This is a genomic window from Methylobacterium sp. 37f (assembly GCF_023093475.1).
Taxonomy (GTDB): Bacteria; Pseudomonadota; Alphaproteobacteria; order Rhizobiales; family Beijerinckiaceae; genus Methylobacterium.
The window spans coordinates 58,318-82,635 of record NZ_JAGHKN010000010.1; the positions used below are offsets into that span (position 1 = coordinate 58,318).

The 24,318-nt window shown below is 69.0% G+C and carries 24 protein-coding genes; 15 read left to right on the forward strand and 9 right to left on the reverse strand.

The features are described 5' to 3' along the window. Positions 1-4 precede the first annotated feature (4 nt). Positions 5-1,144 (reverse strand): Mrp/NBP35 family ATP-binding protein, encoded by a 1,140-nt coding sequence (locus J7U37_RS09080; protein WP_056482217.1) that lies wholly within the window; start codon positions 1,142-1,144, stop codon positions 5-7. Positions 1,145-1,606: 462 nt separating this feature from the next. On the opposite strand from J7U37_RS09080, the gene J7U37_RS09085 reads away from it, so the two are divergent. From J7U37_RS09085 to J7U37_RS09095, 3 genes are all read left to right on the forward strand, one after another. Beyond that, on the forward strand, positions 1,607-2,926 hold the full coding sequence (locus tag J7U37_RS09085; RefSeq protein WP_247635505.1) for a GGDEF domain-containing protein: 1,320 nt from the start codon (positions 1,607-1,609) through the stop codon (positions 2,924-2,926). A gap of 65 nt (positions 2,927-2,991) precedes the next feature. After that, positions 2,992-3,495, forward strand: coding sequence for a pyridoxamine 5'-phosphate oxidase family protein (locus J7U37_RS09090; RefSeq protein WP_056184098.1), 504 nt, complete (start codon positions 2,992-2,994; stop codon positions 3,493-3,495). A gap of 208 nt (positions 3,496-3,703) precedes the next feature. Then, positions 3,704-4,996 carry a nicotinate phosphoribosyltransferase gene (locus J7U37_RS09095; protein ID WP_247635506.1) on the forward strand — a complete coding sequence of 431 codons (1,293 nt, stop codon included), beginning with the start codon at positions 3,704-3,706 and terminating at the stop codon, positions 4,994-4,996. 54 nt (positions 4,997-5,050) lie between these two features. Here J7U37_RS09095 and J7U37_RS25115 read toward each other — a convergent pair whose 3' ends face one another. Next, complete coding sequence (locus tag J7U37_RS25115; RefSeq protein ID WP_348772985.1) at positions 5,051-6,064, reverse strand: methyl-accepting chemotaxis protein; 1,014 nt, start codon at positions 6,062-6,064, stop codon at positions 5,051-5,053. Positions 6,065-6,698: 634 nt separating this feature from the next. On the opposite strand from J7U37_RS25115, the gene J7U37_RS09105 reads away from it, so the two are divergent. Continuing rightward, positions 6,699-8,672, forward strand: a complete 1,974-nt coding sequence (locus J7U37_RS09105) for an AI-2E family transporter (protein ID WP_247635507.1) — start codon at positions 6,699-6,701, stop codon at positions 8,670-8,672. A 148-nt stretch (positions 8,673-8,820) separates the two neighbouring features. Beyond that, on the forward strand, positions 8,821-9,609 hold the full coding sequence (gene hisN / locus J7U37_RS09110) for a histidinol-phosphatase (protein WP_247635508.1): 789 nt from the start codon (positions 8,821-8,823) through the stop codon (positions 9,607-9,609). Positions 9,610-9,612: 3 nt separating this feature from the next. On the opposite strand, the gene J7U37_RS09115 is transcribed toward hisN, so the two are convergent. Further along, a complete protein-coding gene (locus J7U37_RS09115; protein ID WP_247635509.1) occupies positions 9,613-10,593 on the reverse strand; it encodes an alpha/beta hydrolase in 981 nt (326 codons plus the stop codon). Positions 10,594-10,773: 180 nt separating this feature from the next. On the opposite strand from J7U37_RS09115, the gene J7U37_RS09120 reads away from it, so the two are divergent. Beyond that, positions 10,774-11,247, forward strand: a complete 474-nt coding sequence (locus J7U37_RS09120; protein ID WP_247635510.1) for an Hsp20 family protein — start codon at positions 10,774-10,776, stop codon at positions 11,245-11,247. Between the two features lie 72 nt (positions 11,248-11,319). Here J7U37_RS09120 and J7U37_RS09125 read toward each other — a convergent pair whose 3' ends face one another. Continuing rightward, a complete protein-coding gene (locus tag J7U37_RS09125; protein ID WP_247635511.1) occupies positions 11,320-11,637 on the reverse strand; it encodes a hypothetical protein in 318 nt (105 codons plus the stop codon). Between the two features lie 55 nt (positions 11,638-11,692). After that, positions 11,693-12,160: a hypothetical protein gene (locus tag J7U37_RS09130; protein ID WP_056184082.1), complete on the reverse strand. Its 468-nt coding sequence runs from the start codon at positions 12,158-12,160 to the stop codon at positions 11,693-11,695. Positions 12,161-12,486: 326 nt separating this feature from the next. Between J7U37_RS09130 and J7U37_RS09135 the strand changes: the two genes are divergently transcribed. Together J7U37_RS09135 and J7U37_RS09140 are read left to right on the forward strand one after the other, a co-directional pair. After that, positions 12,487-13,353 carry a Kdo hydroxylase family protein gene (locus J7U37_RS09135; RefSeq protein WP_247635512.1) on the forward strand — a complete coding sequence of 289 codons (867 nt, stop codon included), beginning with the start codon at positions 12,487-12,489 and terminating at the stop codon, positions 13,351-13,353. 33 nt (positions 13,354-13,386) lie between these two features. Continuing rightward, entirely contained in the window at positions 13,387-13,686 is a 300-nt protein-coding gene (locus J7U37_RS09140) for an antibiotic biosynthesis monooxygenase (RefSeq protein WP_247635513.1), read from the forward strand. 6 nt (positions 13,687-13,692) lie between these two features. On the opposite strand, the gene J7U37_RS09145 is transcribed toward J7U37_RS09140, so the two are convergent. Both J7U37_RS09145 and J7U37_RS09150 read right to left on the reverse strand, forming a co-directional pair. After that, positions 13,693-14,121, reverse strand: coding sequence for a hypothetical protein (locus tag J7U37_RS09145; RefSeq protein WP_056184074.1), 429 nt, complete (start codon positions 14,119-14,121; stop codon positions 13,693-13,695). Between the two features lie 59 nt (positions 14,122-14,180). Then, positions 14,181-14,528, reverse strand: a complete 348-nt coding sequence (locus tag J7U37_RS09150) for a hypothetical protein (protein WP_247635514.1) — start codon at positions 14,526-14,528, stop codon at positions 14,181-14,183. A gap of 253 nt (positions 14,529-14,781) precedes the next feature. Between J7U37_RS09150 and hemC the strand changes: the two genes are divergently transcribed. Further along, on the forward strand, positions 14,782-15,705 hold the full coding sequence (gene hemC, locus J7U37_RS09155; protein ID WP_247635515.1) for a hydroxymethylbilane synthase: 924 nt from the start codon (positions 14,782-14,784) through the stop codon (positions 15,703-15,705). 31 nt (positions 15,706-15,736) lie between these two features. On the opposite strand, the gene J7U37_RS09160 is transcribed toward hemC, so the two are convergent. Next, positions 15,737-16,786 carry a GSCFA domain-containing protein gene (locus J7U37_RS09160; RefSeq protein ID WP_247635551.1) on the reverse strand — a complete coding sequence of 350 codons (1,050 nt, stop codon included), beginning with the start codon at positions 16,784-16,786 and terminating at the stop codon, positions 15,737-15,739. A 108-nt stretch (positions 16,787-16,894) separates the two neighbouring features. On the opposite strand from J7U37_RS09160, the gene J7U37_RS09165 reads away from it, so the two are divergent. Then, complete coding sequence (locus tag J7U37_RS09165) at positions 16,895-17,866, forward strand: WcbI family polysaccharide biosynthesis putative acetyltransferase (protein WP_247635516.1); 972 nt, start codon at positions 16,895-16,897, stop codon at positions 17,864-17,866. Positions 17,867-17,876: 10 nt separating this feature from the next. Here J7U37_RS09165 and J7U37_RS09170 read toward each other — a convergent pair whose 3' ends face one another. After that, positions 17,877-18,302 (reverse strand): response regulator, encoded by a 426-nt coding sequence (locus tag J7U37_RS09170; protein WP_247635517.1) that lies wholly within the window; start codon positions 18,300-18,302, stop codon positions 17,877-17,879. A 147-nt stretch (positions 18,303-18,449) separates the two neighbouring features. Between J7U37_RS09170 and J7U37_RS09175 the strand changes: the two genes are divergently transcribed. The 5 genes from J7U37_RS09175 to ftsH all read left to right on the forward strand — a co-directional run bounded on the left by J7U37_RS09175 (position 18,450) and on the right by ftsH (position 24,078). Next, positions 18,450-18,839, forward strand: coding sequence for an Hpt domain-containing protein (locus J7U37_RS09175; RefSeq protein WP_247635518.1), 390 nt, complete (start codon positions 18,450-18,452; stop codon positions 18,837-18,839). A gap of 378 nt (positions 18,840-19,217) precedes the next feature. Further along, on the forward strand, positions 19,218-19,739 hold the full coding sequence (gene pal / locus J7U37_RS09180; protein WP_056184345.1) for a peptidoglycan-associated lipoprotein Pal: 522 nt from the start codon (positions 19,218-19,220) through the stop codon (positions 19,737-19,739). 204 nt (positions 19,740-19,943) lie between these two features. Continuing rightward, a complete protein-coding gene (ybgF, locus tag J7U37_RS09185) occupies positions 19,944-20,912 on the forward strand; it encodes a tol-pal system protein YbgF (RefSeq protein ID WP_247635519.1) in 969 nt (322 codons plus the stop codon). 56 nt (positions 20,913-20,968) lie between these two features. Beyond that, positions 20,969-21,934 carry a tRNA lysidine(34) synthetase TilS gene (tilS, locus tag J7U37_RS09190; RefSeq protein WP_247635520.1) on the forward strand — a complete coding sequence of 322 codons (966 nt, stop codon included), beginning with the start codon at positions 20,969-20,971 and terminating at the stop codon, positions 21,932-21,934. A gap of 227 nt (positions 21,935-22,161) precedes the next feature. Beyond that, positions 22,162-24,078 (forward strand): ATP-dependent zinc metalloprotease FtsH, encoded by a 1,917-nt coding sequence (gene ftsH / locus J7U37_RS09195; RefSeq protein WP_056482272.1) that lies wholly within the window; start codon positions 22,162-22,164, stop codon positions 24,076-24,078. The last annotated feature ends 240 nt before the right edge of the window (positions 24,079-24,318 follow it).

Sequence of the window (24,318 nt, forward strand, 5' to 3'; positions counted from 1 at the left end):
CGGCCTACTCGATGACGATGCGGGGGGCCGCGCGCGGGGCCGGGCCGCCGGTCAGGTTGGCCCAGAGCTTGGCGGCGATGCCGCGATAGACCTGCGCGTGCGGCCCGTCCGGGTCCACCGCCACCACGGGGCGGCCGGCATCGGAGGTCTCGCGGATGGTCATGTTCAGCGGCACCTCGCCGAGGAACGGCACCTCCAGGCGCTCGGCCTCGGCGCGGGCGCCGCCATGCCCGAAGATGTGCGAGGCAGTGCCGCAATGTGGGCAGATGAAGGTCGCCATGTTCTCGATGACACCAAGGATCGGCACCGCGACCTTACGGAACATGGTGACGCCCCGGCGGGCGTCGATCAGGGCCAGATCCTGGGGCGTCGAGACGATGACGGCGCCGGAAAGCGGCGTCGCCTGCGCCATGGTGAGCTGGGCATCGCCGGTGCCGGGGGGCATATCGACCACCAGGACGTCGAGTTCGCCCCAGGCGACTTCGCGCAGCATCTGGGTGATGGCGGATTGGACCATCGGACCGCGCCAGATCATCGCCGTCTCGGGTTCGATCAGGAAGCCGATCGACATCACCTTGATGCCGAAGCCCTCCATCGGGGCGAGCAGGCGCTCCTCGATGACGCGGGGCTTGCCCGACAGGCCGAACAGCTTCGGCACCGAGGGTCCGTAGATGTCGGCATCGAGCAGACCGACCTTCAGGCCCTGTGCGGCAAGCGCGAGGGCGAGGTTGCAGGCCGTGGTGGACTTGCCGACGCCGCCCTTGCCGGAGGCGACCGCGACGATGTGGCGGACGCCCGGCAGGGCCGGGCCGGTGCGAGGCGGCGGGGCCGCCGCTGCGCGACCGGAGGCGGGGGGCTGAGGCGGCGGCGGCGTCTGGGCCGATTGGTTCGGGCCGCGCTCCGAGGTCAGGCTCGCGAACACGCCGGAGACGCCCGGTGTCGCCAGGAGCGCGCCCTCCGCCCGGCGCCGGATCGGCTCGAACCGCTCGGCTTCGCTCGGGTCGATCAGGATCGAGAACATGACCCGGTTGGTCGGATCCACCACCACCTGCGACAGGCGGCCGGAGGCCGGCAGGGTGGTCCCGGCCGCGTCCACGGTCACGGTCGAGAGCACCTTCAGGACGTCGTCACGGGTGATCGCCAAGGGGCCGGCTCCTTACCGCGTCCGGCCGAAACGGCTGGGGCGGGAGACTAACGGGGAAGCGCGGATCGTCCGGCGGCGGCCGTCCCATCCACGGGGAACCCATGCGACAGCACAGGCGCCGCCCGAGCGCAAGGCTTGCCCGGCCTCCCGGGGGCGAGACCGCGGGTCGCGGGTGGGCACTGGCCGGATCGGGACGAGGGCGCCGGCATCATCCGCCAAGATCCGGGTTTCAGAGACTTCATTCAGATTTCGCTAGGCATGAGGCGAGGGGACGAGGGGGACTTTGCGTCCACCCGCCCCTCGGCAACGTTCGATAGGCCACATAAGGAGGGCGCCGGACGGCGGCCTCGCTCCTCTCAGGATCGACCATTCGTGTTTCATTGGTTGCGTTTTCGGTTTCCGACTTCGGTACGGGGCTCGCAGGTCCGTGCGCGCGGTGACGTCGCCGACGGCGACCTGACGATGAGCCGCACGCTGCTGCGGTTCTCGCGGCCCGTCTCGGCCCGCTTCGAGATCGACACCGGCCGGGAGCGGGCGCTGCATCTGCGCCGCACGATCCTGATCGGCCTCGTGTTCCACAACGCATACAATCTCACGACGGCGCTGCTGATGCCCGGCATGCTGCCCCTGGCGATGGGCCTGAGACTGCTGCTGGTCACGCCGATCGGCCTGCTGCTGGCCTGGTCGGTGACCCGGATGTCGGGTCCGCGACGCGAGCGCATGGTCACCGCCACGATGCTGCTGGTGACGGCGGTGCCGATCCTGCTGTTCAGCCTCGAGCGCGAGACGGTGAGCGCCGTCTGCTACATCGAGTATCCGCTGATGATGGTGTTCGCCACCATGATGCTGGTGCTGCGATTCCCGCACGCTCTCATCCTCACCGGCCTCAGCGCGGCGGCGTCCTTCGCCAGCATCGGGCTGCGCTCGGACCTCTCGTCCGAACTCGCCCTCTGCCTCGCCTTCCAGACCCTGACCGGTAGCTTCTTCGTGCTCTACGGCAACCACCAGATCGAAGGGGTCCGGCGGCGGGCCTACCTGGTTTCGCTCCGCGAGATCCTGCGCTCGGCCGGCCTGGAGCAGGACCGGCGGGTGCTCACCGTCCTGTCCGAAACCGACGCCCTGACGGGCCTGGCCAACCGCCGCGCCCTGGATTCCGCCCTGGCCGCCACCGCCGGGGAAACCCGCGGAATCGCCCTGCTGATGATCGACGTCGATCACTTCAAGCGCTTCAACGACGCCTATGGCCATCCGGCGGGCGATGCCTGCCTGCGCCGGATCGCCGAATCCCTGTCCGGCGAGACGCGCAACGGCCGCGATTGCGTGGCGCGCTACGGCGGCGAGGAATTCTCGATTCTCATGCGGGGCTGCGATGCCCGGGCGGTCGACCGCGTGGTGCGACGGCTGCGGGCCGGCATTGCCGGGCTGGCCATCCCGCATGGCGGGCGCGGCGATGGCCACGGTCTCGTCACCGTGAGCATCGGGATCGCGGTCGCGGGATCGGGCCGGGCGACGTCGGCCGACGAACTTCTCCGCGAGGCGGACGGCGCCCTCTACGAAGCCAAGCGCCACGGCCGAAACTGTCACGTGGTGCGATACATCGGCGGGGCCACCATGATGCCGGAGGACCGGCGTCTCGGACGGCTCGGGGCGATGCGCCGCCAGCCGCCGCGCGTCACGCACCAGACCGCGGCCCCGACCAAGATGGCCTCGGCGACCAAAGTGGGCCCCCCGATCAAGCCCCCCGCGCTCGCCTCCGAAACCAATGCCGCCCTCGCCCGTTGAGGACACGATCCGGTTGCGTGCGAGCGCGCCGGGATGCCGTTCGACGAGTTGGAGATGACGATCCCATGCACCAGGGCAACCACCGCGACCACGAGGGCGCCAAGAAGCTGTTCGCCCTCATCAAGGAGGTCAAGGTCGCGATGATGACCACCGCCGACCAGGACGGGAAGCTCTACAGCCGCCCGATGTGGTGCCAGGAAGCCGATGAGAACGGCGACCTGTGGTTCTTCACCAAGCTGCATTCGCCCAAGACGGCCGAGATCAGCAAGGACAACCAGATCAACCTCGCCTATTCCGACCCGTCGAGCCAGACCTACGTGTCGATCGCCGGCAAGGCCGAGATCGTCACCGAGCAGGCGACGATCGACGACAAGTGGAGCGAGAGCCTGAAGACCTGGTTCCCGAACGGCAAGGACGACCCGGAAGTCGCCCTGATCCGCGTGCACCCCGAGAAGGGCGAGTATTGGGACAGCCCGAACGCCACGATGCTGCACGTCTACGGCTACGTGAAAGCCGCGCTGACCGGTGAATCCCCGAAGACCGAGACCAAGAAGGTCGATCTCGCCTGAGCGGATCCGCCGGCGTGACCAGAACGGGCGGCGTGCCGAGGGGCGCGTCGCCCTTTTTCGTGATGGCGTAGGGTCGCCCACCCGTCGCGCCCGGCGCAACTCCTCATGCCTGCTCCGTGCGGGGCACGATTGACTTGTTGCCGGATGCCGTGCGCCTCTTCCGGCGCGCAGACGCCGGAGATCCGCGCCAGGGACCGTGATCCGAACCATGCTCGATCTGGCCACGCGGGTGTACAATCACAGCTTCAAGATCGACCCGATCGTCCGGTCTCTGCTCGACACCGATTTCTACAAGCTCCTGATGGCGCAGACGATCTTTCGCCGCCATCGCGACGCGCGCGTCACCTTCGGGATCCAGAACCGCTCGCGGCAGGTGCGCTTGGCCGAGTTCGTCGATGCGGGCGAGTTGCGCGAGCAGCTCGATCACGCCCGCTCGGTCCGCTTGAGCCGGGGCGAGTCGACTTGGCTGCGCGGCAATACCTTCTACGGCCAGCGCCAGATGTTCTCGGCCGACTTCATGGATTGGCTCGAGGGCTTCCGGCTGCCCGAATACGAGCTGGAAGCCCGGGACGGGCAGTACGTCCTGACCTTCCACGGCCCCTGGCTCGAAACCACCATGTGGGAGGTGCCGGCGCTCGCCATCCTCAACGAGCTGCGTACGCGCGGCGTCGTGCGCCATCTCGGCAAGCTCGACCTGCAGGTGCTCTACGCCCGCGCCATGACGCGGGTCTGGGAGAAGATCGAGCGGCTGCAGCGCCTGCCCGGCCTCTCCATCGCGGATTTCGGCACGCGCCGGCGCCACGGCTTCCTGTGGCAGGACTGGTGCGTCGAGGCGATGCACGAGGCCCTGGGCGACCGCTTCCTCGGCACCTCGAACTGCCTCATCGCCCTGCGGCGCGAGGTCGAGGCGGTCGGCACCAACGCCCACGAACTGCCGATGGTCTACGCCGCCCTGGCCGACGACGATGCGGGCTTGGCCCGCGCACCCTACGACGTGCTGACCGACTGGCAGCAGGACTACGCCGGCAACCTGCTGGTGATGCTGCCCGACACCTATGGGACCACGGGCTTCCTGGCGAACGCCCCCGACTGGATGAACGCCTGGACCGGCATCCGCATCGACTCGAAGGAGCCGATCGCCGGCGGCGAGGAGGCCATCGCCTGGTGGCGCTCGCGCGGCTCGGACCCCCGCGAAAAACTCGCGATCTTCTCCGACGGGCTCGACATCGACACCATCGAGGCGATCCACGTCCATTTCCACGGCCGGATGCGCATCGGCTACGGCTGGGGCACCCTTCTGACCAACGACTTCCGCGGCCTCGTGCCCGATGGCCGCCTCGACCCGATCTCCATCGTCTGCAAGGTCATCGACGCCGACGGGCGGCCCACCGTGAAGATCTCGGACAATCCCTCGAAGGCAATCGGTCCGGCCGAGGCGATCGCCCGGTACACCCGGGTCTTCGGCGTCGAGGGTCAGGCGGCGATGCCCGTCCTGGTCTGAGGCGCAAGCCCGACTCCAAAATGCGAACCTGACTTCGAGACGCGAGCCCGCGCCTCAGGTCGCGGATTGAACGATCACCCCGTACCAGCCCAGCCCCGCATAGGTCTCGTAGCCGGGGGTGCGGTGGAAGGCGACGGTGCGACCGGTCCGCGGGTCGAGATCGGCGCCGCTGTCCCGTCCGGCGATGGCGAGCGGCAGGGTTTCTTCCAGCACGCCGCGCCCGTCCGAAGCGGCGATCACCCGCTGCCGGGCATCGACCAGCAGGACGCGGGTCCGCGCCCGGTCCTCGTCGGCGACGCGGACGCCCTCGACGATGGCGCGGGCCTGGGCCTGCCAGTCAAAATGGATCGCCAGAACGCCGATGGGCGCGGCCCGGCTGTTGCCCTCCTGGCGGATGCTGGCGCAGTAGGTGGCGACCTGCGCCCCGTTCAGGAGCGGCTGACACATGACGTCGGCGGCCACGTAGGCGTCGCCGTCGGGGAGGGCGGCCGCACGCTGGAACCAGGCCTGATCGGCAACATTGCGGCCCACGACGTCGGGATAGCGGTCCGGCCGTCCATGGGCCAGGACCTTGCCCTGGAGATCGCAGATCCACAGGTCGAGATAGACCGTGTAGGCATCCAGGATGATGCCGAGTCGGGCGGTGGCGTGATCGGACGTCGCGCGCGCCGGCGCCGCCGCGCAGGCGACCAGCGCGGCATCCGTCGCCCACCAGCGCACGTCGCAGGTCCGCTCGTAAAGATTGCGGTCGATCAACTCGACCGCATTCAGGGCCAGGTCGATCAGCCGCGTCGTCTGCGACTCCTCCGCGAAGCTTTTGACCCGGACCTGCAGGCCGGCGATGCGGTTCGACAGCTCGACCTCGAGCGCCTTGGCGACGCTCTCGACCTCGGCACCGATCGCCCGCACCTCCTGCGCGACCACGGAGAAGCCTCGGCCCATCTCACCGGCCCGCGCCGCCTCGATCAGGGCGTTCAACGCGAGAATCTTGACCTGCCCGGTGATCGCCTGGATGCGGCGGCTCTTGTCGGAGGAGATGCGCTGCAGCGCGGCGATTTCCGTCGCGATGTCACGAAGGTTCGTGGCGTCGGACGCATCCGATCCGGGGGCCACCTCAATCGCCGCGTCGTACAAACCCGCCTCCAGTCATTCTGCCTGGTCGATCGCTCATCGAGCCTCCGACACGGGATAAGCGAACAAGTTTATCGTTCCCTTAAATGGCAATCTATCGTTGTTTTTCGGCGATGATACTGTGCCTCGGTGTCGTTCTTCCAAATACAGAAGACCGATATTCATTTTGATACGGAGAGATGTCAGCCTCCGTCACAACGTCGATCCGGCTGCCCCAATCGGTTGCTCCCGCGTCCGATCGCACAAAGCGCCCGACAACCTGAGATTTCGTCCGGTCGCTACCGAGTGAGATCTTCAGCTCATCACGCAAGAGCCCCGCACGTTCCGAAATCGGCAGCCCATCATCGACGAACCGTCCCGGCGCTCCTGTCATGAACAGGTGCTTTACAGGCGCACCGCTCCTGCAGTCATGCGTCGGATGCACGCCTTCCGCATGAGATCACGGTTTCGCGACGAGACGAACGGTTCTGAGGGATCGTTTTCGCTAAGCTCATCGTTCTTCGGGCAGCCTTCTCATCGCCGTAGCCCGGTCGACGGGAGCGCGCGCGTTGCGTCGAGAACCGGAATCGGAATGGCCCTGACATCGACCCCAAAGCCGTCCCTCGTCCCTCCGCGACCGACACGCATCGCGGCGGCCGCAACGCCGCCCCAGGCTCTCACCTCCCCGTTGATCGTCGCGGCCCTGATCATGGCCGGGCTCTATGTCGGACGCGACGTCCTGATCCCGATCGCCATTGCGATCCTGCTCTCCTTCGTGCTCGGCCCACTGGTGAACCTGCTGCGGCGCTGGCATTTCGGCCGCTTCCTGTCTGTCGCCACCTCGGTGGTCCTCGCGCTCGGCACTGCCGCAGCCCTGGCGACCCTGATCGGCGTCCAACTCGCCGACATCGCCAAGGACGTCCCGCGCTACCGGAGCACCATCGAGCGCAAGATCGAGGGCCTCAACGACACCCCCGCCGGGCGCCTGGCCGGCTACGTCGCCAGCATCGGCCGGACGATGCACGAGAGCCAGGAGGAGGCGAAGCCGGAGCCGAAGCCCGAAGTGAAGTCCACGGGCCCGAATCCCCAGGCCAATCCCGCCCCGCCCGACAAGGCGATCCTGGTCGAGGTGAAGGAGCGCGTACCGGGTCCGGTGACGCTGGCGGGCACGCTGCTCTCGCCGATCCTGCATCCCCTGGCGACCATCGGCATCGTGTTCGTGGTGCTGCTCTTCCTGCTGATGCAACGCGAGGACCTGCGCGACCGGATGATCCGGCTGGCCGGGTCCAGCGATCTCCACCGCACCACCGTGGCGATGGACGATGCCGCCAAGCGCCTCAGCCGCTACTTCCTGGTCCAGCTCGCCCTGAACGCCTCGTTCGGCCTCGTGGTGGGCATCGGCCTCTACATCCTCGGCGTACCGAACCCGGTCCTGTGGGGCATCTTCTCGGCGCTGATGCGCTTCGTGCCCTACGTGGGCGCCTTCGTCTCGGCCCTGTTCCCCCTCGCGCTTGCGGCGGCGGTCGACCCAGGCTGGTCGATGGTGATCGGAACCCTGATCCTGTTCCTGATCCTCGAGCCCCTGGTCGGGCATTTCATCGAGCCGATGCTCTACGGCCAGTCGACCGGCATGTCGCCCTTCGCGGTCCTGGTCTCGGCTCTGTTCTGGACCTGGCTGTGGGGACCTGTCGGCCTGCTGCTCTCGACCCCGCTCACGGTCTGCCTGGTGGTTCTCGGTCGCCACGTCGACAAGCTCGAATTCCTCGACGTGCTGTTCGGCGACCGGCCGGCCCTGACGCCGGTGGAGAACTTCTACCAGCGCATCCTGGCCGACGACCCCGAGGAGGCGCAGGAGCATGCCGACCTCATCCTGAAGAACTGCTCGCTCACCGCCTATTACGACGAGGTGGTGGTGAAGGGCCTCGAACTGGCGGCCCGGGACGCGGCCCGCGGCGTGCTCACCACGGACCAGAAGACCGACATCCGCACCAGCGTCGGCGGCCTGATCGCGGAGATGGCGGACCGCGACGACCTGCGCAGCGACACCGAGGCCAAAGCCGACCCGGACGCGCCGCGCCCGGAGCCGGTGCCGGAGACGTGGCGGCCCGCCGGCACGGTCCTGTGCGTGGCCGGACGCAGCTTCGTCGACGAATCCGCCTGCGCGATCCTGGCGCAGCTGCTGGGCAAGCGCGGGATCGGCGTCCGGGTGGTGCCGTTCTCAGACGTTTCGCGCGCGAAGATCGCGGACCTCGATCCCGGTCCCGCCAAGCTCGTCTGCATCGTGTCGATGGCGATCAGCGGCGAGCCGACCCACCTGCGCCGGCTGACCGAGCGCCTGCGCCGGACGCTGCCCGACGCCCGGCTCGTCCTCGGCCTGTGGCAGGCCGACGATGCCGGTCTCGACGAGGCGACCCGGCGCCGGGCCGTCGATGCCGACATCCACGTCTCCTCGCTGCGCGCCGCCGTGGACGCGGTGGTGGCGGCCGCCCATGGCGAGGCCATTCCCGCGCCGAAGGCCCCGGAACCGGAGGGCGAATTCGCCCGGGTGCAGCCGATGCCCGCCTGAAGCCCTGCTGGAAGCCCTGTCTGAAGCCCTGCCGGAAGCTCTCCCTGAAGCCCTGCCGCCGGCATGGTTCTCCGGGGGCGATGTTTGGACTTGACCATGCTCCCTCGGGTCCGCTTCGCTGCGCCGCGTTTCTAAGGAGGACAGGCCGATGAGTGTGGTCGATCTCGCGCGGTTCATGGACGATCTTGCGGACGCCTCGGGGCAGGCGATCCTGCCGTTCTTCCGGACTGCCTTCGGCATGGACGACAAGGCGCGGGGCGGAGCCGCCTTCGACCCCGTGACCGAGGCCGACCGGGCCGCCGAGGTGGCGATGCGCGGCATGATCCGCCGTCATTTCCCGACCCACGGCATTCTCGGCGAAGAGTTCGGTTCGGAGAATCTGGAGGCCGAGTGCGTGTGGGTGCTCGACCCCATCGACGGGACGCGCGCCTTCGTCTCGGGCCTGCCCACCTGGGGCACGCTGATCGGCCTGACCCATCACGGTGCGGCCGTGCGCGGACTGATGCACCAACCCTATCTCGGCGAGCGCTTCTCCGGCGACGGCGCCAGCGCCCGCCTGCGCTCGGCACGCGGCGAGCGCCAGCTCCTGACCCGGCGCGGCACTGCCCTGGATCAGGCCATCCTCGCCACCACCGACCCGCGCCTGTTCGCGCAAGGCGAAGAGCGCGAGCGCTTCCTCGGCCTCGAAGAGGCGGTGCGCCTCTCCCGCTACGGCACCGATTGTTACGCCTATTGCATGCTGGCGGCCGGGCAGATCGACCTCGTGGTCGAGGCCGGCCTGAAGCCCTACGACATCGTCGCCCTGATCCCGATCGTCGAGGGGGCCGGCGGCATCGTCACGACCTGGGACGGCGGCCCCGCCACGGGCGGCGGGCGCATCGTCGCCGCCGGCGACCGCCGGCTGCACGAGGCGGCCCTGCGCCACCTCAACCCCTGAGGCTTAGGCCTCGACCCGGTCCTTCTCGATCGGTTCGGAGGTGTCGGAGCCCGGCATGAAGGCATCGAAGGCGGCCCAGAAATCCTGGCGGATGGCGTCCCGCTCCGACAGGATCTCGTGGCGGGCATCGGGCAGCACCAGGATATGGCCGGCCCGGAGGCCGCGGGCGAAGCGCTCGGTGATGTGCGTGCCGCAGACCGGATCGGCGCCGGCGGCGATGATCAGGGTCGGCAGGGTGATGCGTCCCGGAACGGCCGGATCGGCGAGGCGCTTCATCGCCCGGAAGGCGCCGGTGAGCCAGGCGATGCTCGGATCGCCCACCGCCCCGGCGCCGACGTCGCGTGCAGCGGCGGCATTGCGGGCATAGCGCTTCGGATCCTGGCACAGGCGGTTGTTCCGGTACGGCTTCGTCGCCATCGAGACCGCCGAGCCGAACGGGATATAGGCCCGCCCACGTCCGATCGCGTGGAGGAGCCGGGCCAGTACCGCCGCGCCCGCGGGCCAGCGCACCATGCGGATCGACAGCATTGGCGCCACCGTGACGAGGCGCCGGAACGGCAGCCATCCGTCATGGGCGCCGGTCAGCGCGATGGCGCCGCCCATGGAATGGGCGAGACCCAGATGTGGGTGGGGCATCGACGGGCGCAGGATCGCCTCCTCAATCGCCTTCAGGTCGAGGCGGTAATCGTCGAAATGGGCAACGTGGCCCCGATGCGGATCGTCGGTCTGCCGCTGCGACTCTCCCTGTCCACGCCAATCGAAGGCGACGACGGCGAAGCCGCGCCCGCGCAGGTCGGTGATGGTCTCGTAGTACTTCTCGATGAATTCGGCCCGGCCCTGGAGCAGGCAGACCGTCCCTTTCACCAACCGGGTGGTGGGGCGCCAATGCGCGGCGCGCAATTCGATCCCGTCCTCGGTACGCACCGCCTTCAAGGCACCGCCCGGCGGAACGGGATTGTCGGGGGTGGAGCGCAGGGTCAGCATCGCGGACGTCTCACGTCAGGAAAGGAGCTAAAAAATTTCGATCGCGGGGCTGGCCGAGGCTCTTGCGAGCGTGAAGAGCCGCGCCAATATCACGGAGGCACCGGCCAATACGGCGGTGCGACTGGTCCGGCCCTCGGGCGGACCCAGACTGTGCATGTTGCTTCTTATGGAGAATATGTGATGCGTCAGTTCGACCTTGCTCCCCTGTATCGTTCCACCGTCGGTTTCGACCGCCTGTTCTCGGCCCTCGACCAGTTCGTCAGTGCCGACGCGGCGCCGACCTATCCGCCCTACAACATCGAGCGCACCGGCGAGAACGCCTACCGGATCACCGTGGCGGTGGCCGGCTTCACGGACTCCGATCTGTCGATCGAGGTCAAGGAGAATGCGCTGACTCTGAAGGGCGAGCGTCAGTCCGATCCGTCCAAGCCGGCGGAGTTTCTGCACCAGGGCATCGCGGCCCGCGCCTTCGAGCGCCGGTTCCAGCTTGCCGACTACGTGCAGGTGACGGGCGCTGCTCTCGAGAACGGTCTCCTTCACATCGACTTGGTTCGCGAAATTCCGGAAGCCAAGAAGCCACGCCAGATTCAGATCGCGACGACCCGCGCGTCCAACGCCCCCGTTATCGAGGGCGCCGTCCAGCAGGCCGCCTGATCGGCGATCGGCTCCGACACAGGATGCGGTGAAGGGCGCTCCGGCCGCAAGGCCGGGGCGCTTTCATGGTTTTCAGAATCCGTCGTCGAGCCAGTCCCCGCGACTCGGCTCCCGGCAGCGATAGCCGACGAAGCAGCGCGGCGTGTCGCCGGCCGGCACAAAGGCCGGAACCGTGATTTCGGTGATCTCGCAGAAGCTGCGGTCACGTACGAAGCGGTCATAGGTCTGGCCGCCGGTTCCGAGCACGAGCCCGCCCTGGCGGTTGACCAATCCCTTCGCCTGGTGGCAGGACATGGCAGTGGTCGAGGGCCGCTGCGCCAGCGACGGACCGGCGATCGTCAGGATCGCGCCTGCGAGGCAAACAACACGAAGGGTCCGGGAACGGCTCATGCCGCGAGAACGCGATTCATGGTCCGGATGATCCCCTTCCGAGCCGGTCGGCCTGTCAGAGGTCGCCGAAGATCAGCTGACCCTGCGGGCTCGGACGCCGGGCGGGAGCATTCGGCTTGGCACTCCTGGCGCGCTTGGCTCCCGGCTTCGCTGCCGCGCGCTGGACGGCGGGACGCTGGGCCGGGGGATCGGCGCGCAGCCGTGCCTTGGCCCGGTCGCGGGCGATCGCTTCCGGCGCGTGCGGATCGTCGTCGAGCCACTTGCCGCGCTTGATCACCTCGTTGACGCGGCCCTGATTGACCCCGACCTTGAAGGCGATCTCCTGCTGGGTCATGCCGGTGGAAGCGTGCAGTTCCAGGATCGCGCGGGCGAGGTCCGGCGTCATCTTCTGCCCGGTGAGGCGGCGGGCCGGCTTGATCGTGCGCGTGGCCCGGTCGCGTTCCCGCAGACGTTCGAGCAGGGCGAGGGCCATGTGCATGCCGTGCTCGCGCAGGGACTCCTCGAATTCCTTCAACGTCGCCATCGTCGGCATCCTCATCGCCGCGGGGTTCCGTGAGGCCGGAACCGCGGCTGTTCTATCAACGCGACCGAAACGCCAGGGTTGCGCCGGACAGACGGTGAGGGTTGAGCCTCGTCAACCGCGTTGACAACGACCAACCTGCGCCATCCACCGGTATTCGCACCCGGAGCGGCGGTCCGACATCTGGAACTTGCTGGTCCGCGCCGGGCGGCTCCGCTTCGAAGCCCGCGCCCGGGTTATCCGATCCGGTCGCCGCGATCGCCCGTGGCAACCGGCGCGGCATTCGGCTAAACCGCCGATCCTGCCGCGGTTTTCGAGGATCCCGCCCGATGATCAGCCCGATCGTTTCCGTCTCGCGCACCGGGCCGGCGCCTGGTACGCCTTCCCTGGTGGATGCCCTGGAGAACGGCGCGGTCCTGATGTTCCCGGATCTCGACTTCCCGCTGAGCGCCTTCGAGCAGCGCTTCGTCGAGCGGCCCTTCGCCGACGGCAAGGCCAAGAACGTCAACATCCGGGGCGCCGCCGCCACCCTAAGGGGCGCCGCCGGCACGCCGGAGGAGCAGGAGGCCCTGCGTCAGGTCCTGATCCGCTACCGGGCCTTCGCCGAGGCGCTGATCGCCGAGCATCTTCCGGCCTATGCCGGCAAGGTCACGCTGGCCGGCACCTCGTACCGGCCCTTCGACGTCGACCGGCGCAAGCTGAGCTGGCGCCGCGACGACACCCGCCTGCACGTGGACGCCTTCCCGTCGAACCCGATCGGCGAGAAGCGCATCCTGCGCATCTTCCGCAACATCAATCCCAACGGGCAGCCGCGCCACTGGCGCGTCGGCGAGGACTTTTCCGCGATGGCGGAGAAATTCCTGCCGCGGCTGCCGGGCTATTCGCCGCTCTCCGCCCGGATGCTGGCGCTGCTCAAGATCACCAAGGCCCGGCGCAGCGAGTACGATCACCTCATGCTTCACCTGCACGACGCCCTGAAGCAGGACATGACCTACCAGGAGACGGCGCCGCAGGCCGACGTGCATTTCGCCCCCGAACAGACCTGGGTGACCTTTTCCGACCTCGTCATGCACGGGGCCATGGGCGGCCGTTACATGCTGGAGCAGACCGGCTACCTCGCGGTCGCCGATCAGGCCCGGCCCGAGCGCAGCCCGCAGCGCCTGCTCGCCAAGGCCCTCGGCCGCCCCTTACGCTGACCGCAACGCCCTTTCACGACCGGAGACCGACCCATGATCCTCGAAATCGCCCAGATCGACGTCAAGCCCGGCCTGGAGGCCGAGTTCGAGGCCGGCATCGCCGAGGCCGCCGCGATCTTCAAGGCCGCCCAGGGCTGTCGCAGCTTCGCGGTCCGTCGCTCCATCGAGAAGCCGCAGCGCTACCGCCTGCTCATCGAATGGGAGACCCTGGAGAACCACACCGTGGACTTCACCGGCTCCCAGGCCTGGAAGGATTACCGGGCGATGGTGTCGCCCTGCTTCGAAGCGCCCCCGAGCGTCGAGCACACCGAACTGACGCTCCAGGCGTTCTGATCGGGTCTAGCGGCCGGACCCACGCACCAGCATCTTGATGCGGTCATCGAGCTTCCTGACCCGCTCGCGAATGCCGGCGGTGCTGCAGCTCGTGAGGGTTTCCCCGGCGAAGAACCCAAACTGCTCCTCCCGATCGCGGCAGGCCAGGACCGGCGGCAGAGCGAGCACGAGCCCGAACGGCGCGGCGAGCAGGAACAGGTTGAGGACGAGCGACGCGACCCAGCCGAGGGTAACGGTGCGGACCTCCGCTTCCTCGCCCTCGCGCGCGGCACGGTGGAAGGACCGCACCAGCCTGGGCCGATAAAGGGTATCGCGGAGTTGCGCCCCGCCGGACCGGGCCGTGGGCGGCGCGGTGTAGGGATCCGTGGCGTCCTCGGCTTCCGGCCGCAGCCCGTAGGGATCGTCGGTGAGCACGCCACCGGATTGAAGCTTCATCGCGACGTCCTCTCAAGATGCCGGGCGAGACCCCGAGGGCCGGTTCGACGCATCGATGTCTACCGGATGCTGTTCACGACGGTGCGGAGGTTGCCGTCCAGGTTGAGCACCCGGCCGGCGAGATCGCGTCGGGCGCAGGCCGTATTGCGCAGGATCTCGGGAACCCACGATCCGCGCGAGACACTCTGGCAATCCATCAGCAGGGTCGCGCCGAGCAGGATCGACATCGGCCCCAACATCAGCGCGAGCTTGAACAGGCGCAGGACGCCGAAGCCGCTCCGTCGTCTCCGGGCGGGACGCACGTCGCGCCGCCTCGGCGAGGCGGAGTGATCGGGCTCATCGTCCCCTTCGGCCTCGCGGGCGCCGAAGGTCTCCACGTAATAGGCTTCGAGCTTGCTGCGCTTCATCGGTGAGCATCCGCCGATCCGGCTGATAACGTCGTTGTGACCCCGTCATACCCGAGCTTGCGTCGAGGGCGGGCTAACATCCGCCCGGGGACTGCGACAACGTTGGGTTGTGGTTTCCGAATGCTTGCCGGATCGAACCGTTCGAACCGGTTTCCGGTGACATCCGGCCACGGACTGCGTACCTAGGGACCGACATGTCCCACCGGTTCCCAGCGCCGCCACCGGTCGACCCTTACACGAGCGATCCTCGCCCATGATCCAACGCCCCCTGCGCATCGGCACGCGTGGAAGCCCGATGGCCCTGGCTCAGACCGGGATGGTCCGGGACCAGATCGTCGCCGCCAATCCCGGCCTCGAGACCGAGATCGTGGTGGTCAACACCGTGGCGGACCGCATCCTCGACCGTCCGCTGTCGGAGATCGGCGGCAAGGGTCTCTTCACCAAGGAACTGGAACAGGCGCTGTACGCCGACGTGGTCGACGTCGCCGTGCATTCGATGAAGGATGTCGAGACCTGGTTGCCGGACGGGCTCGTCATCGCCTGCATCCTGGAACGCGACGACCCGCGCGACGCGTTCCTGTCGCCGCGCGCCGCCGGCTTCGCCGATCTCGCACCCGGCGCCCGGGTGGGGACCTCCTCCCTGCGCCGCGCGGCCCAGGTGCTGATGCGGCGGCCCGACCTGCGGATCGTGCCCCTGCGCGGCAACGCCAACACCCGGATGCGCAAGTTGGAGGAGGGCACTTGCGACGCCACCCTGCTGGCGCTTTGCGGCCTGGAACGCCTCGGCATGGCGGACATGGCGCGCAGCGTCCTCGACGTCGGCGAGATGCTTCCGGCCGTGGCCCAGGGTGCCCTCGGCATCGAGTGCCGCGAGGCGGATGCCGAGGTGCGCGCTCTCCTCACCCCCCTGGTCTCCGCCCGCGCCACCGCCGAGCTGGATGCCGAACGCGGCCTTCTGGCCGAACTCGATGGGTCGTGCCGGACGCCGATCGCGGCGCTGGCCCGGATCGCCGGCGATACGCTGACCCTCGACGGTCTGCTGTTCCTGCCCGACGGCAGCGCCCATTGGGGCGTGCAGCGCGCCGGACCGGTCGCCGATGCGGCTCGGATCGGCCGCGAGGCCGGCGCCGAACTGAAGCGCGCGGCGGGCGACACCTACGCGCGGCATCTTCAGTAGGAACGGGGCCTTCGAAGGTCCCGGACGCCCTTCAGACGAGGCTGCGTTCGATCGCCTCCTCGTCGCAGACGATGCCGGCGGCGCGCACGTATTCGAGTCCGAGCGGATGGGTGAGGGCAGGGGCCGTTGCGGCTTCGGTGAAGGCCTCCAGGAAGACCCGCATCACGTGCGCCACCGCGACCGGCGTGACCGAGCGCAGATCGTCGGCATAGTAGCGGCCGGCATTGGCGGTGCTGGTGACGATCTCGTAGGCGGGGAAGTAGACGGCGCGCGGCTCGGCCGCGACGATCTCCTCGGCGGCGACCCGCAACGCCGCCTTGCTGTAGGTGTTCGAGACCAGCACGTGCCGGTCGGCATAGGTGGCGATCAGCGGCACCGGCGACACCGTGAGGATCACCCGCGCGCCCGGGTTCACTGCGAACAGGCGCGCGAGGAAAGCCAGCATGTCGTCGCGCACGTCGCCCGCCCGCGCATTCACGAAGGCGTAGGTCTCCGGGTCGAAGCTGCCGCCGATGACGCCGGGAGCGACGGGCAGCATCGCGCCGTCCGGCCGGTGCATCCAGCCCTCGGTCAGCCCGAGGGTGAAGACGAAGACGTCCAGGGTCTCGAACATCGCCCGCACCGCGGCGAGATGCGTCGCGCGCGCGGTCTCCAGGGCCTCCGGATCGGGAAAGCCGTCCGGTTCGATGCCCGGACGGAACGGGTCCACGAGGCGCCCGTCCGGGCGCGTCCAGGCCGCGAGGGCCGGTGTGTAGGTCCCGTAAGCGCGATCGAAGAGCTGCAGCAATTGGCGGGCGGTGTAGACGTTGCCGTACCGGGCCGAATAGGTGCCGTATTGCCGGTCGGCCGCGATGTCGGGGGCCAGCCCCTCGGGCGCCGTCTCGGCGAGGTAATGCCCGAAGCCGGCCTCGGTCAGGGCGCGGGCGACGTGCTGGGCGAAGCACGAGCCGGCCGTCGCCACCCGGGCGTCTCGCGCGATGGTGAAGCGCTCCGATGGCCCCGGGGCGAGGGCGAAGGGTGGCACCCCGGCCACCACCTTGCGCCAGAATCGCTCGGCCGGTAGATCGGCGTAAGGGTTCATCACCACGGCGGCATCTCCATCCGATCGCTCACGCATCTGCCGCGCACCACCACTCCGTCGGGTTCCCTCGCGGCGCGGGTCGCACCCCTGGCGCGCTCGGTCTCATCGTTGAGATCCTGGGCGGGAGCATGGCGCAGGGCGGCCCCCTCCGTCGATCCGACCCGCACCGGTCCGCGCCTCGCCGTGCTGGGTAATTGCCAGGCCGAAGGGGTCGCCCAGGCGCTGCAGCTGCTGGTCCCGACCGCTCGCGTCGCGCTGATCCCCCTGGGCCGTCTCACCCGGCACTACGGAACCCTCGATCGCCTGCGCACTCACCTGGACGCATTCGATCACGTCTTCACGCAGTTCTTCCCCACGGGCTTCGTCGAGGGCGGCAACGTCCACGCCCTGGCGGAGGGCGACCCACGCGTCCGCCTGTTCCCCACTATCCTGTTCCCCGGCTACCACCCCGACATGGTCCATGTCGGCGATGTCGGCGCGCTCTCCGCAGCGCACCTCGTGCGCTCGCCGGTCGGCCCCTACCACTCGGCCATCATCCTGTGCGCCTATCTCGAGGGCCTGAGTCCGGCGGACACCGTGGCCCTGTTCCGGGACTCCACCTACGCGCAGCTCGGCTATTACGAGGCCTGGAACGAGGCGGCGGTCTACCTCCTCGGCGGCGGCCGCGACATGGTCTTTCCGCTGGAGGCGGATCTTGCCCGGTGGTCACGCCGCGGCTGCTTCATGCATGTGCTCAACCACCCCAAGCTCTTCGTGCTCGCCGATATCGCCCGCCGCCTCGCCAGCGAAGCCGGGCTCGCGCCGGTCGACGTGCCGGTGGAGGATTACCTGCCCGACGAACTCGCCGCCGACGTCGTCTGGCCGCTCTATCCGGATTTGGCCGCGCGCTACGGCCTGCCGGGAACGATGGTGTTCAAGGACAAGGCCCGCGGCGCGGCCTTCCCGAAGCTCTACGACCTTCCGGCGTTCGTCGCGGCGAGTTTCGCGATCTATCGGCGGCACGATCCGGCGGCGCTCGCGTGCACCCGCGTCGAGGCCTGGCGGGCCGATCCGGCGGTCCGGGCGATCTTTCGGGCCTGATCGCCGGGGCTCAGGCCAGCGCGGCGCGGGCGTCCGCACTCCGGTCGGCCGGCCCCGTCCGCATCAGAGCGCCGGTCAGATCCACCACATCCTGGATGCGAAACGGTTTGCCGAGAAAGACGCTGTCCGGCACGGCGCGCCGGTCGCTGCAGCCGCTGGTCGAGGTGTAGATCACCGGGCAGTCCGGATTGAACTGCCGGAAGGCGTCCGCGACCGTCCAGCCGTCGATGAGGCCCGGCAGGTTGATGTCGGTGAGCAGGAGCGCGAACCCGCCCTCGGGACTCGCAGGCTGGGTCCCGGGCCGCCGGATCGCGGCGATTGCGGCCTCGCCGCTGGAAACCGACACCACGGCAATGCCGCTCCGCGCGCAGAGGCCAGTGAGCATGTCGAGGAGCAGGTAGTTGTCCTCCACCATGAGGACGTGACGGTGTCGCATCGATCGCACCAGAGGCTTTGCACCCTCGACTTGGTCCGATATTCGTTAAGTGACGATCAACGGATGCAGTGTTTCGGCGAAGTCGCGGTTATGGCGTCGTCGTGGCTTCGGCAAAAACGTGGCCACAGGACTTCTTGGAACGCCCCCATGCCGGATCATCCGCCCCCCGAAGCCGGGACGTCCCCGGCGCGGTCCGGGTCGGTCGCTGCGATGCGCCCGGTCTACGATCCCGGGACCCTGACCGAACTCGAAGGCATCTTCGGCCGTCCGCGGCTGATGGACCTGCTCGACCGCCTCAGGACGGAGATCGCCCAGCGCCTGCGGGCTCCGGCCTCGGACCGGGCCACCCTCGGCCACGATGCCCACACGCTGCTCTCGGTGAGCGGGTCGCTCGGCTTCAACGAACTGTCCGGCCGCTGTGCCGAGATGGAACGGGCCTGCCTGCAGGGCGCCGACCTGACGCGGCCGCTTGCGGCGGCACAGGCGGCCGCCACCAACGCGATCGCGGCGATCGAGATCCTTCGGGATCGCCGCTGACGCGACTCAGACGAAGACGGATCGCATCGGACGATCCCGGCGGCACCTCAGGTTCAGTCCCGCCTGTTGCCGCTGCGCAACAACCTGATCCTTAACGGTGGCGGCCCGGCAGATGTGCTGCCGATGTCCTGCCGATGCCGCAATCGCGCGCGATTCCGAACCCTGTCGTCGCGGATCGACCTCCGGTCTTTCCGCGCCGCGCTCGGGTCCGCATCCCAGCAATCTGGCCGGATTCGAAAAGGGTTGCTCAAGGTTGACGGAACCTTCGCTTAACCGAGATCGCCTAAGAACCGCCCATGCGGCCCCGAGGGGGCCCCACGAGGCGCCGTCGCCCCGATCATGATCGATTTGGCGGCACTGCCCGAGGAGAACAGGATCATGTCCATGACCGCGCGCTTCCGCGTGTTTCCGCTGGCGGCCGCCCTCTGCGCCGCTCTCAGCGTCGCCGCCTGTACCAATGACAAGGATCTCGCCGACGCGTCCGGGTTCGGTGCCGGTGGCGGCGGCCTGAACGGCGGCGCCAATACGCCCGGCAGCGCCCAGGACTTCGTGGTGAACATCGGCGACCGCGTATTCTTCGAATCGGACTCCACCGACCTGACCTCCACCGCCACCGCCACCCTCGACAAGCAGGCGAACTGGCTGCAGCGCTACCCGCGCTACACCTTCCTGATCGAGGGCCACGCCGACGAGCGCGGCACGCGCGAGTACAACTTCTCGCTCGGCGAGCGGCGCGCCCAGTCGGTCAAGGATTATCTCGCCTCGCGCGGCATCGCGGGCGGACGCATCCGCACGGTCTCCTATGGCAAGGAGCGTCCGGTGGCGGTCTGCAACGACATCTCGTGCTGGTCGCAGAACCGCCGCGCCGTCACCGTGCTCGACCGGGGCGCCGGTTCGTAAGCCACCGAACGACGCTCGTCGCCGTGCCGCGCGTGCGGCGACGGGGTCTCGTATTCGCAAAGGCACAACGCTTCGAAAAATCGCCGGGCAGGTCGGGCGGGCCGCACCGGGCCGCATTTTTGCCGTGCGGCACGGCATTTGGTATCGGACGGGTTCTGTCCCCGGGACAACGCCCTCGTCCATCGACCACCGGTAACCACCGCCATGCTTGCCCGCCTCCTCCGCGCAACCCGCCTCGCTGTCGCGACGGGCCTCGTCTCGGGACTTCTGCTGTCGGGATCTCCGGTGCCGTCCCAGGCGCAGGATGCGTCGGACTTCGTGGTCCGGCTCAACCGGCTGGAGAATCAGTCGCGCCAGACCGCCGGGCAGATCGAGACGCTGCAATACGAGAATCGCCAGCTCAAAGAGCAGCTCCGCAAGTTCCAGGAGGACGTGGAGTTCCGGCTTCAGGAGATGAAGGGCGGACGCCCAAGCGCCCCGGCGGGCACCAATCCGGCCGCGGCCAAGCCGCAGAAGCGCAGCGACGCCTTCGATCCCGACCAGAACCCCGGTCGTCCCGGCGCCCCGATGCAGCTCGGGACCACGACGCCGACCGCGCCCGTCGCCGAGGCGCCGCGCATGCGCAGCGTGCCTCCGACGGTCGTGGATTCCGACGACGACGAGCCCGGCCTGACCCCGCCCGGCCTCGGCGGCCCGGTGGACCTGACGCCGCCGGCGCGGGTTCCCACCACGGGCGCGCTGCCGAATCCGCCGCGGCCCGGCAGCGTCGCCGCCACCGGATCGGGCGATGCCCGCGCCGACTACGAGACCGCCTACGCCTACATCCTGCAGCGTCAGTACGAGCAGGCGGAGATGGGCCTGCGTCAGTTCATCCAGTCCCATCCGCGTGATGCACTGGTGCCGGCCGCGACCTACTGGCTCGGCGAGAGCTACCTGCAGCGCAACCGCAATCGCGAGGCGGCCGAGCAGTTCCTAAAGGTCTCGACCGATTACGCCCGTTCGGCCCAGGCGCCCGACGCCATGCTGAAGCTCGGCGCCTCGCTCAACGCGCTCGGCGCCCGCGAACAGGCCTGCGCGACCCTGGCGGAACTGGAGCGGAAGTTTCCCTCGGCCAGCGCCAGCGTCCGCCAGGGCGTGAGCCGCGAACAGAAGCGCGCGCGCTGCGCCGCCTGACCATCGCGCCGGAGACGGTCGAGGCCGCGATCCGGCCCTGGCTCGGCACCGAGGCGGTGCTGCTCGCGGTCTCGGGCGGGCCGGACTCGACGGCTCTCATGGGCGCGGCCGCGCGGGCCGGGTCCGCCGCGCCGCTCCACGTCGCCACCATCGACCACGGCCTGCGCCCCAACTCCGCCGCCGAGGCTGCCGCGGTGGCGATGGCCGCCCGGACCCTCGGCCTGCCGCATCGGACGCTGGTCTGGACCGGACCGAAGCCGGCCAGTGGCGTGCAGGCCGCGGCGCGCGCGGCGCGCTACGAACTCCTGGCGGCGCATGCCGGGTCCCTCGGCGCCGGCCTCGTGCTGACCGGCCACACCCGCGACGATCAGGCGGAGACGGTCCTGATGCGGCTGCTGGCGGGGAGCGGCCCGGCCGGCCTCGCGGGCATGCGCCCGACCCGTGATCTGACCTCCTCGATCCGCCTGGGGCGGCCCTTCCTGGGCCTCGCGAAAGCCGACCTCGTCGATTACTGCGCGGCGCGGGGACTGGCCTTCATCCGCGATCCCTCGAACGGCGACGACCGTTACGCCCGCGCCCGCCTGCGTCGCCTGCGGCCCGACCTCGACCGGGAGGGACTGAGCACCGACCGCCTGTGCCGCCTGGCGGAGCGCTGCGGCCGAGACGACGCCGCCCTGGCCGCGTGGGCCGGCACGGTCTTCGCGGCTGCGACGACGTCGCAGGCCGGGGGGACGATCCGTCTCGACGGCACCGCCCTGCGCGCCGTGCCGGCAGCGGTGCTTCTTCGTGTCGCGAGCCTGGCCGTCACCCGCCTTAACGCGACGTGGGACCATTCCGTCGGCCGCGAGCGCCTGGAGCGTCTGGAGCGTCTGGTCCTCGACGGGCTGGTTCCGGCGCTGCGCAGCGGAACGCCTCTGCGTCGGACCCTGCGCGAGACCCTGTTCGAGGTGACCCGCACCGGTGATCTCGTCCTGAGACCGGCTCCGACGCGCCGGACACACGGGACTGCGTCGCAGCATTAGGACTGTGTCGAAGCATTAGGCCTGTCACCCGAAGGTTCGGACACGGCCTTGTCGCCGCTTCACGCCCATGGCTACGTCGCTGCGGCCGCGTGCCCATGGCTGGGTCCATGACATGGCCGGCACGTCGACTTGGCAAGGGGTGACTCGCTGCCTACATTGGGAGCGAGCGTCAGGATTGACTCGCCCCATTTCGCGCGGCGGGCCCGGACGCCTCCAGGGAAAGATCGATGAACCCGAATTTCCGCAATTTCGCCTTGTGGGTCGTCATCTTCCTGCTCGTGCTCGCCCTCGTGACCCTGTTCCAGAACCCGGGTCATCGCGGTGGCGGCTCCGAGATCGCCTACAGCCAGCTTCTGAACGATGCCGATTCCGGCAAGATCCAGACGGTTGTGATCTCCGGGCAGGACGTCAGCGGCACCTATGTGGGCGGCGGCAACTTCACCTCCTACGCCCCGAATGATCCAAGCCTCGTCTCGAAGCTCCAGAGCAAGGGTGTGCAGATCACCGCGCGCCCGCCATCGGACAATACGCCGTGGTTCATCCAGTTGCTGGTCAGCTGGTTGCCGATCCTGGTGTTCATCGGCGCCTGGATCTTCCTGTCCCGCCAGATGCAGTCCGGCGCGGGGCGCGCCATGGGCTTCGGCAAATCGAAGGCCAAGCTGCTGACCGAGGCTTCCGGCCGCGTCAGCTTCGACGACGTCGCCGGCGTCGAAGAGGCCAAGGAGGATCTGCAGGAGATCGTGGAGTTCCTGCGCGACCCGCAGAAGTTCCAGCGCCTCGGCGGCCGTATCCCGCGCGGCGTGCTCCTCGTCGGTCCCCCCGGTACGGGTAAGACCCTGATCGCCCGGGCGGTCGCGGGTGAGGCCAATGTGCCGTTCTTCACCATCTCGGGCTCGGACTTCGTCGAGATGTTCGTCGGTGTCGGCGCCTCCCGCGTGCGCGACATGTTCGAGCAGGCCAAGAAGAACGCCCCCTGCATCATCTTCATCGACGAGATCGATGCGGTCGGCCGTCATCGCGGCGCCGGCCTCGGCGGTGGCAACGACGAGCGTGAGCAGACCCTGAACCAGCTCCTGGTCGAGATGGACGGTTTCGAGGCCAACGAGGGCGTGATCATCATCGCGGCCACCAACCGGCCGGACGTGCTCGATCCCGCTCTGCTGCGACCGGGCCGTTTCGATCGCCAGATCATGGTGCCGAATCCCGACGTCGTCGGGCGCGAGCGCATCCTGCGCGTCCACGTCCGCAAGGTGCCGCTGGCGCCGGATGTCGACCTCAAGGTCATCGCCCGCGGCACCCCGGGCTTCTCGGGTGCCGACCTGATGAACCTGGTCAACGAGTCGGCGCTGCTCGCCGCCCGTCGCGGAAAGCGCATCGTCACGATGCACGAGTTCGAGGACGCCAAGGACAAGGTGATGATGGGCGCCGAACGGCGGACCCTGGTCATGACCGAGGACGAGAAGCGCCTGACCGCCTATCACGAGGGCGGCCACGCCATCGTGGCCTTCAACGTGCCGGCGACCGATCCCGTCCACAAGGCGACGATCATACCGCGCGGCCGGGCGCTAGGCATGGTCATGCAGCTGCCCGAGCGTGACAAACTGTCGATGTCGTTCGAGCAGATGACCTCGCGCCTCGCTATCATGATGGGCGGACGTATCGCCGAGGAGATGACCTTCGGCGCCGACAAGGTGACCTCGGGCGCCCAGTCCGACATCGAGCAGGCCACCCGCCTCGCTCGCATGATGGTCACCCGCTGGGGCTTCTCCCCCGAGCTTGGCACCGTTGCGTACGGCGAGAACAACGACGAGGTCTTCCTCGGCATGTCGATGGGCCGGCAGCAGACGGTGTCGGAAGCCACCGCCCAGAAGATCGACGCGGAAGTTCGTCGCCTCGTCGAGACTGGCCTGGAAGAGGCGCGCCGCATCCTCGGCGAACACAAGGACGACCTCGAGGCCTTGGCGCAGGGGCTGCTCGAGTACGAGACCCTCTCGGGCGATGAGATCAAGAACCTCATCGCCGGCCGACCGCCGATCCGCGACGCGGGCGATGGTCCGACCACCCTGCGCGGGTCGTCGGTCCCGTCCACGGGTCGCGGTCGTCCCCGCGGCAGCGACGGACTGGAGCCGCAGCCCCAGGCCTGATCGCCACCGCGCGAACCGATCGCTCCGACACCACGAGCCCGCCTCCGGCGGGCTCGTTCGTATCAAGTCTCCACGAATGCTGGTTCGGGTTCCTCGATCGCCCTCGGTTATCGCCCGTTATCCCGCAACTGGATCTTCAGGCTGTCGGGTGCACAGATCCTGACGCATCATCTCCGATGAGGCTGGGAGAACGGCGTCCGGAAACGGAGCTGGCCTCCTCGGCTCAAGATTAGAAACGGG

Bases quoted from the DNA above. Each gene is read 5' to 3' on its own strand.
- J7U37_RS09085 (WP_247635505.1), top strand. From the start codon at position 1,607: ATGAGCCGCACGCTGCTGCGGTTCTCGCGGCCCGTCTCGGCCCGCTTC.
- J7U37_RS09090 (WP_056184098.1), top strand. From the start codon at position 2,992: ATGCACCAGGGCAACCACCGCGACCACGAGGGCGCCAAGAAGCTGTTC.
- J7U37_RS09095 (WP_247635506.1), top strand. From the start codon at position 3,704: ATGCTCGATCTGGCCACGCGGGTGTACAATCACAGCTTCAAGATCGAC.
- J7U37_RS09105 (WP_247635507.1), top strand. From the start codon at position 6,699: ATGGCCCTGACATCGACCCCAAAGCCGTCCCTCGTCCCTCCGCGACCG.
- hisN (WP_247635508.1), top strand. From the start codon at position 8,821: ATGAGTGTGGTCGATCTCGCGCGGTTCATGGACGATCTTGCGGACGCC.
- J7U37_RS09115 (WP_247635509.1), bottom strand. From the start codon at position 10,593: ATGCTGACCCTGCGCTCCACCCCCGACAATCCCGTTCCGCCGGGCGGT.
- J7U37_RS09120 (WP_247635510.1), top strand. From the start codon at position 10,774: ATGCGTCAGTTCGACCTTGCTCCCCTGTATCGTTCCACCGTCGGTTTC.
- J7U37_RS09125 (WP_247635511.1), bottom strand. From the start codon at position 11,637: ATGAGCCGTTCCCGGACCCTTCGTGTTGTTTGCCTCGCAGGCGCGATC.
- J7U37_RS09130 (WP_056184082.1), bottom strand. From the start codon at position 12,160: ATGGCGACGTTGAAGGAATTCGAGGAGTCCCTGCGCGAGCACGGCATG.
- J7U37_RS09135 (WP_247635512.1), top strand. From the start codon at position 12,487: ATGATCAGCCCGATCGTTTCCGTCTCGCGCACCGGGCCGGCGCCTGGT.
- J7U37_RS09140 (WP_247635513.1), top strand. From the start codon at position 13,387: ATGATCCTCGAAATCGCCCAGATCGACGTCAAGCCCGGCCTGGAGGCC.
- J7U37_RS09145 (WP_056184074.1), bottom strand. From the start codon at position 14,121: ATGAAGCTTCAATCCGGTGGCGTGCTCACCGACGATCCCTACGGGCTG.
- J7U37_RS09150 (WP_247635514.1), bottom strand. From the start codon at position 14,528: ATGAAGCGCAGCAAGCTCGAAGCCTATTACGTGGAGACCTTCGGCGCC.
- hemC (WP_247635515.1), top strand. From the start codon at position 14,782: ATGATCCAACGCCCCCTGCGCATCGGCACGCGTGGAAGCCCGATGGCC.
- J7U37_RS09160 (WP_247635551.1), bottom strand. From the start codon at position 16,786: ATGAACCCTTACGCCGATCTACCGGCCGAGCGATTCTGGCGCAAGGTG.
- J7U37_RS09170 (WP_247635517.1), bottom strand. From the start codon at position 18,302: ATGCGACACCGTCACGTCCTCATGGTGGAGGACAACTACCTGCTCCTC.
- J7U37_RS09175 (WP_247635518.1), top strand. From the start codon at position 18,450: ATGCCGGATCATCCGCCCCCCGAAGCCGGGACGTCCCCGGCGCGGTCC.
- pal (WP_056184345.1), top strand. From the start codon at position 19,218: ATGTCCATGACCGCGCGCTTCCGCGTGTTTCCGCTGGCGGCCGCCCTC.
- ybgF (WP_247635519.1), top strand. From the start codon at position 19,944: ATGCTTGCCCGCCTCCTCCGCGCAACCCGCCTCGCTGTCGCGACGGGC.
- ftsH (WP_056482272.1), top strand. From the start codon at position 22,162: ATGAACCCGAATTTCCGCAATTTCGCCTTGTGGGTCGTCATCTTCCTG.